8 protein-coding genes are annotated in these 14,065 nt (G+C 46.6%); 6 read left to right on the top strand and 2 right to left on the bottom strand.

Going from position 1 to position 14,065, the window contains the following annotated elements; genetic code table 11:
* Positions 1-203 precede the first annotated feature (203 nt).
* Genes CA598_RS25515 through CA598_RS25505 form a run of 3 tightly spaced genes read left to right on the top strand, consistent with a single transcriptional unit; the run spans position 204 to position 3,228 of the window.
* A complete protein-coding gene (locus tag CA598_RS25515) occupies positions 204-1,085 on the top strand; it encodes a carbohydrate ABC transporter permease (protein ID WP_094872239.1) in 882 nt (293 codons plus the stop codon).
* Positions 1,085-1,924: a carbohydrate ABC transporter permease gene (locus tag CA598_RS25510; protein ID WP_094878341.1), complete on the top strand. Its 840-nt coding sequence runs from the start codon at positions 1,085-1,087 to the stop codon at positions 1,922-1,924. The genes CA598_RS25515 and CA598_RS25510 overlap by 1 nt, the downstream gene beginning before the upstream one ends.
* Before the next feature lie 38 nt (positions 1,925-1,962).
* A complete protein-coding gene (locus CA598_RS25505; protein ID WP_256990641.1) occupies positions 1,963-3,228 on the top strand; it encodes an ABC transporter substrate-binding protein in 1,266 nt (421 codons plus the stop codon).
* A 68-nt stretch (positions 3,229-3,296) separates the two neighbouring features.
* Here CA598_RS25505 and CA598_RS25500 read toward each other — a convergent pair whose 3' ends face one another.
* Entirely contained in the window at positions 3,297-3,878 is a 582-nt protein-coding gene (locus CA598_RS25500) for a TetR/AcrR family transcriptional regulator (protein WP_094872235.1), read from the bottom strand.
* 294 nt (positions 3,879-4,172) lie between these two features.
* Between CA598_RS25500 and CA598_RS25495 the strand changes: the two genes are divergently transcribed.
* From CA598_RS25495 to CA598_RS25485, 3 genes are all read left to right on the top strand, one after another.
* The gene (locus CA598_RS25495) at positions 4,173-5,615 is read left to right on the top strand and encodes a DHA2 family efflux MFS transporter permease subunit (RefSeq protein ID WP_256989924.1); all 1,443 of its coding nucleotides are present in this window, start codon (positions 4,173-4,175) and stop codon (positions 5,613-5,615) included.
* Between the two features lie 257 nt (positions 5,616-5,872).
* A complete protein-coding gene (locus tag CA598_RS25490; protein WP_094872232.1) occupies positions 5,873-6,490 on the top strand; it encodes a TetR/AcrR family transcriptional regulator in 618 nt (205 codons plus the stop codon).
* 29 nt (positions 6,491-6,519) lie between these two features.
* Entirely contained in the window at positions 6,520-8,886 is a 2,367-nt protein-coding gene (locus CA598_RS25485) for an MMPL family transporter (protein WP_094878338.1), read from the top strand.
* Between the two features lie 365 nt (positions 8,887-9,251).
* On the opposite strand, the gene CA598_RS25480 is transcribed toward CA598_RS25485, so the two are convergent.
* Positions 9,252-13,790 carry a glycoside hydrolase family 10 protein gene (locus CA598_RS25480; protein ID WP_094878337.1) on the bottom strand — a complete coding sequence of 1,513 codons (4,539 nt, stop codon included), beginning with the start codon at positions 13,788-13,790 and terminating at the stop codon, positions 9,252-9,254.
* Positions 13,791-14,065 lie beyond the last annotated feature (275 nt).

The following is a 14,065-nucleotide window of genomic DNA, read 5'->3' as shown; positions in this document are numbered from 1 at the left end:
GACCACTTTCAGCGCTATCAAAGGCATTTTCGCCTCTCTTTTCTCCAAATCGACCACTTTCGGCGCTATCAAAGGCATTTTTGCCTCTCCGATACCGTAACTGGTTAAGATTACTTTGTGCGTGATATTACTTTTTGTTTCGCTTAATCACCAATCCGGTTATAGAATGAAAAGTTTACATTAACAAAAAGGGGTGAGGAACGATGGACCATAGAAAAAGATCACGCCTGATGCAGCAGTTTATTTTTGTCGGGCCGACTTCCTTGTTTTTCTTTATGATTGTGCTGATTCCTTTCTTTTTAGGACTCTATTATTCATTTACCAGCTGGAACGGAATCTCGCGTCATGTGGAGTGGGCCGGACTCCGGAACTATCTACATATATTCACGAAGGACCCTTCCTTTCTTCATTCATTCTGGTTCACAGCGAAGTTCACTTTATTTGGCCTGGTGCTGACCAATCTGCTCGGCTTCGCACTCGCTTATGTACTGACCCGTAAGCTGTTCACGCGTAATGTCCTGAGAACGGTATTTTTTGTCCCTCATGTCATTGGTGGACTTTTGCTCGGGTTCATTTGGCAGTTTATTTTTGTAAGAGGATTCTCCTCGATTGGACAGGCTACGGGCTGGTCCTTCTTTAATCTTCCGTGGCTGGGCACCGGAGGGACAGCCTTCTGGGCGATAGTGATCGTATTTGTCTGGCAAAATGCAGGGTACCTAATGGTCATCTACATTTCTGCAATCAATAACGTTCCCAAAAGCCTGCTTGAAGCCTCAAAAGTGGATGGCGCCGGACGCTTTCAGGCTCTACGCCATGTCATCATCCCGCTGGTTATGCCGGCTGTAACCGTTTGTCTGTTCCTTTCTATCTCCTGGTCGTTTAAGCTGTTCGACCTTAACCTGTCGCTGACCAAGGGTGGTCCCTTCAAAGCTACCGAATCTGTAGCGTTGAATATTTACAATGAGGCCTACACTATTAGCCGATTCGGGATGGGCTCAGCGAAAGCGATGATTTTCTTCGTCATTGTGGCCTTGATCTCCCTGCTACAGGTTAGAGCAACTAAGAAAAGAGAGGTGGAGCTGTAATGGAGACTACCGCCAAGAAATTCAATGTGCCCCTGCTTCTCGTCGAAGTGATTGTGATCCTGCTGGGCCTTCTATTCCTAGTACCGTTTTACTTTCTGCTAGCTAACTCGGTTAAAAGCTATAGTGAGATTCTTTCGGATTCCGCTGCGCTGCCCTCCGTATTCCAGTGGAGCAACTACGCCGAAGCTTGGAAAGCCATTAATTTTCCTCGTGCCTTCCTAAACTCTTTTATTATCACGGTGATTAGTAATATTCTGCTAGCGTCCCTCTGCTCTATGTGCGCTTACAAAATGGTCCGCAATAACAGCTTATATAACCGCATACTTTATATTGCCTTAGTGGCCGCTATGGTTATTCCATTTCAGGCGATCATGATCCCGCTGGTGCAAGTCGTTAGCGGTCTGGGGGTCATGGATTCAACCGCAGGTTTGATTTTAGCGTACCTTGGATTTGGCGCCCCTATGACTGTATTTCTGTTCCATGGCTTCGTCAAATCGGTACCTCTTGATATTGAGGAGGCTTCGAGAGTAGATGGCAACAGTCCTTATGGTACCTTTTTCCGGATTGTGCTTCCGCTCATGCAGCCGATTATTGTCACTGTCATTATTCTGAATACCCTGTGGATCTGGAACGATTACTTAATGCCTTCGCTTATTCTGCAGGACCCGGTGCTTCGCACCATTCCCATCGCCACTTATAGCTTCTTCGGACAATATACGAAACAGTGGGATTTGGCGCTTCCGGGACTTGTGCTCGGGATTACGCCTGTGGTCATTTTTTTCCTAGCGATGCAAAAATATATTATTGAAGGCATTGCCCAAGGCTCCGTAAAGGGCTAACGATACATGTTATTTTCAGCCAGAGAGGATGAATGAATATGAGAACCAAACGTGGAATTCTCCTCGCATGCTCCCTGCTGCTGGCTGCCCTGACAGCCGGCTGCGGAGATAACAGCGACAATGCGAATGGAGTTAAAACCGTGCATATCTACCAGTTCAAGGTTGAAATATCTGAAGCGCTTGCTTCGCTTAAGACTGAATTTGAGAAGGAACACCCCAATATTAAACTGGAGGTCCAAAGCGTCGGTGGCGGGACCGATTACGGCGCCTCCCTACGCGCCAAGTTCTCATCTGGAGATGAACCGGATATCTTCACCATCGGCGGCAACAATGAACGTGATATGTGGCTGGAATATCTGGAGGACCTGAGCGGCGAAGCTTGGGTCAAGGATGTAAAGCCACTTGCAGCAGAACAAATGACCATCGATGGCAAGCTCTATGGCATGCCGATGAATCTGGAAGGATACGGCTTCATCTATAATAAGGACCTATTTAAAAAAGCCGGCATCACCGAGAAGCCATTGACGCTAACCGCTCTGCGCGAAGCCTCAGAGAAGTTGAAGGCAGCTGGCATCACACCTTTTGCGAACGGCTACCAGGAATGGTTCGTGCTTGGCAATCATAATGTGAACGTACCTTTCGCCCAGCAGCCTGATCCGGAGGCATTCATCGCCGGACTTACAGACGGTTCCAAAACCTTCGCCGGAGACCCTATTTTCTCCAAGTGGATCGATCTACTCGACCTTACTGTAGAGTACGGCAATAAGAACCCTCTCTCGACAGACTATAATACCCAAGTCACTATGCTAGCGAGCGGAGAAGCCGCAATGATGCAGCAGGGCAACTGGACGCAAGGACAGATCGATGGTATCGATCCTAATCTAAATTTGGGTATCCTGCCGATGCCCATTGACGACACCCCCGAAGACAACGACAAGCTGTATGTAGGCGTGCCAAGCAATTGGGTGATCAATAAAAACTCCCCCGTTAAGCAGGAAGCCAAGGTCTTCCTGGATTGGCTGGTCACCTCCGAGACTGGGAAAAAGTATATCACTAAGGAATTCCAGTTCATCCCTGCGCTCGACAGCATTAAGGGCACCGAAGAAGATCTTGGAGCGCTGGGCGCCGAAGTGTTAGCCTATACCGATAAGGATCAAGCACTAACCTGGAACTGGACCCGTCTGCCAAACGGGATGCCACAGGAATTATCCAGCAGCATTCAAGGCTATCTCGGTGGAAAGCTGACGAAAGAAGGCATGCTGAAGGAATTTCAAGTCAACTGGGATAATCTCAGTGTGCAGTGAGTAACCCGCTCTGCACATCAAAAGCCGCGCAATGATGCGCGGCTTTTCCTTTGATCGCATTCATTTGACTAGTTAGCACGCAGCATACTTATTTGTCTGGCAAGATACACTGGCGTATAGGGCATGTCATCTCGAAGCCAAGAAATAACCGTGCCAATTAAGGCTGCAGAACCGTACCAAACGGCAATGTCCTTCTGTATGGGCATCTTGGAATGATCAGCCGCACCCTCCTTTTTCTCCTGGTGTGCAGAAATGATTTCCGCCATCAAGTCAAACAGTCGATCAGTAAAAATCGGGCTCCGTTTCGATGTGAGTATAACTTTGTAGAATTTTGCATTTTCCGCAATATGCTTTAGCAGACTCTCAAGTATTCTTAAATTCTCTTCTTCAACCGATTCGTGATCATTATCTTCGTTGTTCACTACTTGTAGAATGTCCTCCACCATTTCATCCGCCATCTTTTCTAACATATCCGGCAGGTCCCGATAATGCAGATAAAAAGTAACCCGATTGATTTTAGCCCGCTCTGCAATACGGTTTACTGATATTTTCTCAATATCCATTTCCTCAAGCAATTCAATCACAGCATCTCTAAGCAATTGACGTGTACGAAGTACCCGTGGATCTGTACGTTGCGATGTGTTATTCATCCTACTCTCTCCAATCTTTTACATTCATATCGTAAACTACAATTTTTAATAAATTGTTGTTTTTTCATGAGAAAACACTACAAATTTAAAATGAATGTAAACTATTTTACATTTTTTCGCAAATCGTTGCTTGATTACATGAAAATTTCATTTATAATCTAATTCATGCATTGTAAACTATACAACACACTGTAAATTTAGTCCATGATCGAAGATTTGAAAGGATGGAGTGGAGTGAGTACAAAGACAGAAGTAACAAGCAGTTCCGTAAAAAAGGGACCCATCTTATTCATTATGATTTTGGGCGCCTTTCTTGCAACACTGAATCAAACGGTAATGAGCGTTGCCGTTCCGGAGTTAATGCATGATTTTAATATCACGGCTGCTACCGCTCAGTGGCTCACAACAGGCTATATGCTGATTAATGGGGTTCTGATCCCAATTACAGCATATTTGATGCAACGGTTTACGACGCGAGAGCTTTTTCAAGCATCCATGTTTATATTTTTGGCTGGAACGATCGTTTCGGCTCTCGCAACTAACTTCCCTATTCTGCTGACCGGTCGTATGATTCAGGCAGCTGGTGCCGGGATTATCATGCCACTGCTCACGAATGTCATCTTGACCCTGTTCCCTCCGGAAAAGAGAGGGGCGGCCATGGGGATGGTAGGGTTAGCCATTATTTTTGCGCCTGCCATTGGACCTACTCTAGCCGGATATATTTTGGAGCATTATTCTTGGGAAACTATGTTCTATGGCATGATTCCTTTGACCGTTATTGTAATTATCTGCGGATTTATTTATTTAAAAAATGTATCGGAGCGCATCTTTCCCAAGTTGGATATTGTTAGCGTAATTCTTTCTACGATTGGTTTTGGAACCTTGCTGTATGGCTTCAGCCGCGCTGCAAGCGCAGGCTGGTCAAGCGCGGAAGTGCTGTTGTCTCTGGGCCTGGGTGTCCTTTCCCTTGGCTTGTTTACTTGGAAACAGCTAGCTTCCCAGAACCCGCTGCTTGATCTTCGAGCCTTCAAATACAGTATGTTTTCCTTAACGACTGTCATCAGTATCGCAGTTACCATCGTGATGTATGCAGATATGATGCTGTTGCCTCTGTATCTGCAGAATGCCCGTGGCTTTACAGCGATGGAATCCGGCTTGCTGCTGCTTCCTGGTGCACTCATTATGGGTTTACTAATGCCGATAACCGGGAAGCTGTTCGACCGGTTCGGGGCAAAATGGCTTGCCATCATCGGTCTACTCATTACAATTGCAACTACGCTAAGCTTTGTGAACTTAACGGACTCAACCAGTTATATGTATCTGGTCTATATGTCAACAGGACGCCGGATCGGGATGGCTCTGCTCCTGATGCCTATCCAAACTTTAGGGCTAAATCAATTGCCTTCCAAGCTTAGTGCGCACGGTACAGCGATCTCGAATACCATTCGACAAGTGGCTGGCGCCGTGGGGACTTCCCTACTCGTCACCGTAATGACGAGTCGTACCACAACGCATATGAAGGATATGCTAGCCTCCGGTAGCACACAAAACGGAACACAGGAACATATGATTATGGAGGCTTCCATCCAAGGTATCAATGATTCCTATCTAGTCATTGTTGGTATCGGCATTCTCGGCCTGCTGCTCTCTTTCTTCATTAAACGTGTTGGGCAAGCGCCTGATCTTGAGCAAGAACCCGAAGTGAAGCTCAAAAAGATCATCGCCAAAGAAGCTTAATATATAAAAGCAAATAGCACTATTTAAAGTAAATTGCAAAAGAGATCAGCAATGTTAATCATTGCTGATCTCTTTTTAGTCTGACAACTACCCTGCTTACAACCTCGGACGGTTCACTATCCTGTATCCTGAATATAACCTCCACTCGTTTCTTAAAAATTGCCCATTGCGCAATTTTGCCCTTTGGGCAATAATATAAAAATAGAAAATAGAGCACAGAATATCCTCTGTACTTAAGAAAGGAGATCGCATAGAATTTGAACCCCAAACAGACGCTGCGCGACAAAAAAAAAGAAGCTACTGCCTATGCCTTAGCCAAATCTGCCTTCGAGCTTGCGCTTGAACTAGGGATGGACGGCTTCATCGTCGACGACGTTGTCCAGAAAGCCGGCTACTCCCGGCGGACCTTTGCCAACTACTTCTCATGCAAAGAGGAGGCGGTAGCCGCATATTTTATCAGCAACTCTTCAAGAGAGGGTCAGAGCAAGCTATTCGAGGACCTGCCACCAGATGCAACACCGCTGGATGCTCTGTATAAATTGTTCAAGCTGCAGTTCACTTCCGAGTTTCTGTATCAATTGCGGCAATTCGTATCGCTGGCTAATCAATATCAGTCACTGGAGCCTTATATCCTCAGCGTATTCCGCCGCCTGCAGATTGCCGCGCAGGAAGTGCTCGAACAGTTCACTCATGGGCGCTATGCCGACGGATATACACATCTTCTCGCTGGTGCCGTTTACGGAGCGTTCGTGCCGATTCTGGATGGACGTCTGAATGTCATGCTACCAGGTGAAGCGCAGGATGAACACTCCGATGCCATATCGTTCGACCAATATCTAAATTCAATGTTCACTTATTTACGAAAAGGTTTCTAATTTAGAGATACAAAGGAGAAAACCATAATATGTCTACATTTCTGTACCGATTGGGTAAATCTGCATATACCAAGCCCTGGTATTTTCTTACGGTCTGGATTCTGATTCTTGGTGTTATAGGCGCATTGCTTGGTGTCAATGGTATCCAGTCCAGCTCGGAAATGAAAATTGAAGGCACTGAATCGCAAAAAGTACTGGATATGCTGGTCAAGGAGCTTCCAGCGGCTGCTGGCGGTCAGGCGAGCGTTGCCTTCACCGCGCCTGATGGAGAACGGCTAGATACGCCGGAGAGATCAGCAGTGATTCTGAAGGCTATAAATGATGTCTACAGCATGGATTATATCATCAATCCTGCTGAACTGGCCGCGCAAGCCGCGGCGGCTGCGGGTCAAGCTGCAGGAGCAGACCCATCTGCAGCTGCTGGTGGCCAGACTGCCACTTCTGACCCTTCGGCGGCGGGTCAGACAGACGCTGCGGGTCAAGCTACTGCTGCAGCTCAGGCCGCTCCTTACGGGCCACTAATCCTTGATGGTGCTCCGGTTCCCGGCGTCATGCTGTCCGCCGACGGCAGCATCGCCCTGTTCCAATTCCAGTTCACGGTTCAGCAGACATCTCTCCCCTCTTCTGTACCAGATAACGTTATTAAGGCTGTAACCGAGGTGGAGCAGGCAGGCTCCGGGATCACAGCCATTCCGAGTGATTCGCTCAAAAGCACACCGTCCATCGGATCTACGGAAGCGATCGGCGTAGCCGTCGCAGCAGTTGTGCTGTTTATTACACTCGGTTCGATTGTTGCAGCCGGACTGCCGCTGATTACCGCACTCCTTGGCGTCGCGATTAGCGTCGGCGGTGCTTTTGCTCTTTCGAATATTGTGCACATGAATGACATTACACCCATTCTCGCAGTCATGATCGGTCTGGCTGTCGGTATCGACTACTCTTTATTTATCGTGAACCGGCAGCGGCGGTTAATTCTCGATGAGAATTTAAGTGCCAAGGAAGCAGCAAGCCGAGCGGTCGGCACCGCCGGCAGTGCAGTATTCTTCGCCGGACTGACCGTCATCATCGCCCTTTGCGGCATGTTGGTCATCGGCATCGGCTTCTTGTCAACCATGGCTCTCGTTGCTGCTGTCAGCGTTCTGATCACTGTTCTGTTGGCGCTTACCCTGCTGCCTGCACTGCTGGGTCTGGTAGGCGAACGGATCTGCACCGTCAAGGCACGTTCAAAGAACGTAGCTTCCGCGGGCAAAGCCCGCCACGGGTTCTCACACCGCTGGGCGAACGCTACGGTAAAATACCGCTGGGCTATCATTGTTCTAGTGGTCTTGGTTCTTGGCACAGCGGCGATTCCAGTCACCAAAATGGAGTTAGGTATTCCGTCTGGCGCTTCAGCAAATCTGGACACTCCAGCACGCCAGAGCTATGACATCATCTCCAAGGGCTTCGGCGAAGGGTTCAACGGTCCGCTACTCCTTGTGGCCCAGCCAAACAACCCGTCCGACAAGATTTCAATGCAGACACTTGGCAAGCTGGTTCAAGAGCTGCAAATGCATGATAACGTCACGCTTGTGTCCCCAATGGGCGTCAACGCGACCGGAGATATTGCTATTATCAGTCTGATTCCTAAAACCGGCCCTACAGATACAAAAACGAGAGATTTGGTGCAGGATCTGCGTAATCCCGCTTCCAGCCTCGCATCAGCAAATGATGTAACGCTTGGCGTGACCGGTTTCACTGCGATTAATATCGATATGTCTTCCAAGCTATCCGACGCGTTTCCCTTGTATATTGGCATCATCGTAATCCTATCACTAATTATTCTATTACTCGTTTTCCGGTCAGTCATCGTTCCGATCAAGGCGACGGTAGGCTTTATTCTCAGCGTCCTCGCTACTTTTGGCCTAACCACGGCCGTCTACCAGTGGGGATGGCTGCACTCTCTGTTTGGTTTTGACACAGGAGGCCCACTGCTCAGCTTTATGCCAATTCTGGTCACCGGCATTCTGTACGGACTGGCGATGGATTATCAGGTATTCCTCGTCAGCTCCATGCGTGAGGCTTACGTCCATGGACGTCATGGCAACGACAGTGTCGTTCACGGTTACGATCTCGCCAGCCGCGTCGTACTTGCCGCAGGCGTAATCATGGTTTCCGTCTTCGCTGGCTTCATCTTCGCACCTGATGCGATGATCAAGCAGATCGGATTTGCGCTGGCTTTCGGCATCCTGATCGATGCTTTCATCATCCGAATGACGCTCGTTCCGGCGGTAATGGCCGTCTTCGGCGACAAAGCCTGGTGGCTTCCGAAATGGCTAGACCGCTTGCTTCCGAACCTCGATGTCGAGGGTGATAAGCTAATTGCCATGCTCAATGCCAAGGGAGAAGGTAAGAAATAAGAAGTGGACAGCCTTTAGACAGTCTCCCCAAAATTTTGAAGAGCATGACCCTGCGAACTACCTGCAGGGTCTGCTTTACTTTTTATGGCATTACGGTTCTGCCTGTGTCAGAGAAATCTTCTCTATATTGATCGACGAACAAATTAACCTATCGGGTGAGTTCTGTTAGTATAAATTTAGCACATATTGTTGTACTTTCCACAGATTCTCGTTGCCTCCTTTCTGGCATAGCCATATCCCTTGTCCTATACATATACAAGAACAGCGATTCTCCAAGGATGGGAGAATCGCTGTTTTGTGTCGTTTACGTTTTTTTAATATTTCTTGCTACCAAATTATAAAGGCGTCTTCTTTCTAAGCTGAGCTTACAACTTCCAGATGCGGTACAAGATCACTGCTGCTTCAGCACGGGTAAGCGTGTCGTTAGGCGAAATTCTACCATTCTTACCGTTCACAATCCCGAATCTGATCAACAAGGATGCACTGTCTTTCGCGTAGCTGGAGATACTTGCTTCATCGAGATAAGCAATTAAAGCGCCGCTCGCCTTGACTTGCTTGCCGGATACCGCCAGTGCCCGTGCGGTCAGCACCATCATATCTTGACGAGAGATTTCACTGTATGGTCGGAACGTATCATCTTCAAAGCCTGTGGCAATTCCCAGTTCCTTCGCGATAACTAGTTCATCATAATAATAGTCTGTCTTTTGAACATCGCTGAACATCGCTGAACTATTGCCCGTTCCCTTCAGTTCAAGCACTCTGACAAGAAGAGCAATGAAATCTGCCCGCTTTATAGAATCTGCAGGTGAGAAATTATTCATGCTCGTTCCTTGGATGACATTACGAGCTGCCATAACATCTATGGCTTGTTTTGCCCAAGTTACGCTCTGCAGGTCTCCGAAGTTTTTATTTACAAAGGTTACTGCATAAATGCTGAAGTGGGTCGTTTGAAATACAACCGTTTGGGTGGCAGCATCATATCGACCATTCGGAACCGGAGCTACGTTGCCTTTATCATCGATGTACCAAACAACGATTAAATCCGGATTACTTAGTTCCTCCCCTGTCGGTGTATACGGAATGGATACCGTGACAGGAGCTTTAGGGTTATTCCATGGAATGACTTTATCGCCTGATACAACACTTAGATCAATAACCGGACGGTTGCCGATCAAATTGCGGGTGGCTGCATTCAAGCTGTCCGTTGAAACCGTACTTATACGTATAGTTACTTGCTCAGCATTATCAGTTACGTTGGACAGCATATTGCTTGGAATTCGGATTGTAGCATTTTCCGTCTTAAGCAATAGCTCATAGTTTTCTTTCCCCATCAAGCTTTGGGTAGGCAATTGTATATCATACACTTGCGCATCCGTTTGCTTTGGTACTTCGATTACGATTTGTTTCTTGCCATTTTCCGCGGCTGTAGCTTGTTCAAGCGCTTTTTTCAAATTGTCGCTGGAGATTGTTCCTATGGCACGCCCGTTTTCAGATTTGACCTCCGGTGTAATCGTAACAACACCATCTTTGTATGCAATGGCTGCAGGCTGTGGAGTACCTACTACACTACTGGTATTGCTGCTGTCAGTTGATGAATTAGTTGGCGCTGGTGTTGCTGTAGGAACAGGAGTCGGAGTTGCTGATGGTTCCGTCGGATCTGTTGGATCTGTTGGATCTGTTGGGCTCGTCGGTGTTGGTGTTGGTGTTGGTTCCGAACCCGCAGATTTACCCTTGAGGGTAAGCACACCATACACAGATGTGTCCATATATCCAGTACCTGTCGTATCATTCCAAGCCGCAACACTTTGACGTGAGCCGTCTTTTGCATCATTGATTTGTACATCGAAACCAAGCTTTGTATCATCATCCGGAGTTATGCCTTGAAGTGGAATCTTCACTTCAACCGTATAGTTTGTTCCGGAAATGTGAGTTGCCGATTCGAAGCCAGCTGCGATACTTAAAGGATTAAATGAAGTCTCATTATCAAAGTTAATTCTGTACTGTCCATCATCTTCTTGGTAGAAGGTTGTTTTCCCGTTGTTTTTGTCCAAGAAGATTTCAACCGAATCCTGTTCATATGCATTCACACTGCTCTTATCAAGCTGCGTATCGCTAACTTGAATCAGGACATATAGATTTTCATCATCCCAGAGCGCTTTGGCCACTCCACTCGCTCCCTGCCAAGCTGTTTGATAACGGTTGATCGGGATTTCAGCGGTTTGGCTCCAGATCTCGTCAACTGTTCCGTCTATAACAGGTGTTGCGAATTTGACAGTAGAATGATTAGCTTCCACCGATTCAGGCTCATGCTCTTCAATGAAGGTATCAGGATCTATAACGCCATAGTAAGCTGGTTTAGCTTGAAGATTCTTATCAAACAGGAGCGGATTGGAGGAAGCTCTCCAACTTGTGTTATCATCCATTCCCCAGAAGGTAACACGTGTGATATGGTCCCTGTGAGCTCTGAAGACTTCTAGCAACTGCGCATACAGATAACCCTGTGCATTAGCAAGCTTCTCCGAAAGCTGATAGTTGCTTCCCGCCTGAATGTCCAGCTCGGTGATGCTTACTTCGACTCCCAAGGAAATGAACTTTTCCAAGGAAAGCTTCACATTCTCAGGGTTCGTATTGATACTATAGTGCGCCTGCATGCCGACACCGTCGATTAGCAGTTTACCAGGGTGAGTCAGCGCATACCTATCATTGATTTCTTTGACCATACTGTAGATGGCTTGTGCTTTATTCTGATTATCTTCGTTATAATCATTGTAATAGAGTTTAATATCCCAATCAGGATTCGCGTCTAATATTTCTCTTGCTGCCAGGAATGCCTGCTCTACGTAATCTGCTCCAATAGCACTTTTCCATGGGGCGGATCGCAGTGCAGTTTTCCAATCCGTCGGGTTAGATGGATTATCGCTCATCGCCTCATTAACAACATCCCAGGAGATCACCTTATCGCCAAAATGCTCCATAACATTTTTGATATGGGTTCTCAAATTTCCGAGCGCTTCATCGCGCCCCAAAGGGATCGTGTTGTTTTCTGCATCTGTTGTTGTATTCATCCATGCAGGTGATTGCTGATGCCACACCAGGACATGTCCATGCATCTGCATTCCCTCCGCCAGCACTTTATCTACAAGCGCATCTGCACCGGTGAACGTGAAGTTCCCCTTCGTAGGCTGCAACGCATCCGGCTTCATGGCATTCCCTGCCGTAGCGACATTATGATGCATTTTTAGAAGTTCAAGTCTGACACCTGCCAAATCCTCCGCCGATATTGCGTTTCCAATCAAAAAATCATTTGCATAAGCATCTTTAATCGGAATTAGATCTTTTTGAATGCCAACCGGACCCGATCCTGTTTTTTCAAAGCTGATATCGTCAATGTAGAAGGATGCGGTGCTGTTGCTGGAGCTTTCCACATAAAGGGTCAAATACTCACTGCTTACATTGTTATAGCGATATGTTCCCTCGAACTGAACCCAGCCATCACTTGCACTGATGGTTTTAGGTGCGAGCGAAACATAATTGGCACTGCTTCCATTGCCAATCTGAGTAGACAACTGGAGCTGCGAGCTTGCGGGGTCGATCAACTTAACCCAGAACGAAACTTTATACTCGTAGCCTTTGTCCACATATTTCTCCACACGTAATGATGGTCCATGCCAAGTACCTGTTCTTCCTTCTACCTTCAAAGCGTATGAACCATCATTCGTATGATTCGCTTCTTTGGTAACTGTAAGTGTTTCAGTACCTGCTCTGCCTTCAAAGCCACCTGTCGTTTGATCCTCAAAAGTAATTGTAGTAAAAGGTAAAGCTGGATCTCTAGGTATTTCTGGCGTTGGTGATGGTGTCGGCTCTGCTGTCACCTTTTCTGTAACCAACACATCGCCGATATAGAACGGAACTGTTTTCCCGACATCGTTGGATTGAACACGAATTTTCGTATCTTTGTTCGTATCCACAGTGAATTTGCCAGTCAAGGTGATCGCTTTGCCTGTTACATAATCCACATTTGCCAAAAGGGCATAACTGCCTATTGCTTGTATATAAGCTTGTGCACCGCTAGGAACAGTCACATCAGGATCAACGTATACTGTTGCGGTCACCGTGTAGGTTTTACCATTTTCCAGGCCTATGTCGCTAAATGTAAAATCAGCCGCATCCCAGTCATTTGTTCTATTGCTAACATATAATGCGGCACCATCAGCATTACCAGCAAAAACCTTACCTGTTACAGGTGTTAGAGCAGCACTGCCTGATTGTGTGGCTAAACCCTTACCACTTGCAAAAGTTTCGTGATAAATTTCTTTATCCGTTTCTGTGACTGCTTTTTTTGCCGTGATGAGGATATCCCCAATGTAAAACGGCACGGCCTCACCAATCTCATTGGATTGAATTCGCAGCGTCGTATCTTTACTCGTGTCCACAGTGAGTTCTTTCGTCAGAGTGATCGCTTTTCCAGCTTCATAATTCACGCTTGCCAAAAGACCATAACTATTTATAGTTTGAAGATAAGCTTGTGCACCAGTAGGTACAACCACATCAGCGTCAACATAAACAGATGCGGACACCAAGTAGGTTTTACCGTTCTCTAAGCCCATGTCGCTAAACTTGAAATCAGCTGCGTCGTAGTTATTTTTTCTATTGCCAACATATAAAGCAGCACCGTCAGCATTTCCGTCAAAAACCTTACCGGTGACAGGGGTGAGACTAGCACCACCTGATTGACCTGCAACACCTTTACCGTTCACAAAGGTTTCGTGATATACCGTTACCGTATCTGATGACGTTGTCGTATCCTGCGCCGTAGCTTTCGCAATCGGAGCTAACCAACCTGATGGAATAAGCAAAACAGCTGCGAGTAAAATCGAGATGACTTGTCTAAACATTCTATTCATTTGTCGCATTCCTCCTCAAGTTATTTTTCAAAGTGGTTATTACCTAAACCCTCTAGAAGCTGCCCTTAAAAATTGATATTAGAGATCCACCTCCATTTGTAACCGCTTACATGTGTACTTACACCATTTTACATCTCCGACGCAATTGACAACTATACTAATACTAAAGGTGTTACCCCCCATAATCATAGGAAAACACACGCAAGATCTAGGAATTCCCTATGTCTTCCCATGTAATAAGACTTTTTCATAGGTAATCCAATCTTATTCATTAA

This window comes from Paenibacillus sp. VTT E-133291, from assembly GCF_002264395.1.
Lineage (GTDB): Bacteria > Bacillota > Bacilli > Paenibacillales > Paenibacillaceae > Paenibacillus_AQ > Paenibacillus_AQ nitricinens.
Note: the sequence above shows the minus strand (reverse complement) of the source record. Positions and strands in the feature narration are given on the sequence as shown.

Bases quoted from the DNA above. Each gene is read 5' to 3' on its own strand.
- CA598_RS25495 (WP_256989924.1), top strand. From the start codon at position 4,173: ATGATTTTGGGCGCCTTTCTTGCAACACTGAATCAAACGGTAATGAGC.
- CA598_RS25480 (WP_094878337.1), bottom strand. From the start codon at position 13,790: ATGAATAGAATGTTTAGACAAGTCATCTCGATTTTACTCGCAGCTGTT.
- CA598_RS25505 (WP_256990641.1), top strand. From the start codon at position 1,963: ATGAGAACCAAACGTGGAATTCTCCTCGCATGCTCCCTGCTGCTGGCT.
- CA598_RS25485 (WP_094878338.1), top strand. From the start codon at position 6,520: ATGTCTACATTTCTGTACCGATTGGGTAAATCTGCATATACCAAGCCC.
- CA598_RS25500 (WP_094872235.1), bottom strand. From the start codon at position 3,878: ATGAATAACACATCGCAACGTACAGATCCACGGGTACTTCGTACACGT.
- CA598_RS25510 (WP_094878341.1), top strand. From the start codon at position 1,085: ATGGAGACTACCGCCAAGAAATTCAATGTGCCCCTGCTTCTCGTCGAA.
- CA598_RS25515 (WP_094872239.1), top strand. From the start codon at position 204: ATGGACCATAGAAAAAGATCACGCCTGATGCAGCAGTTTATTTTTGTC.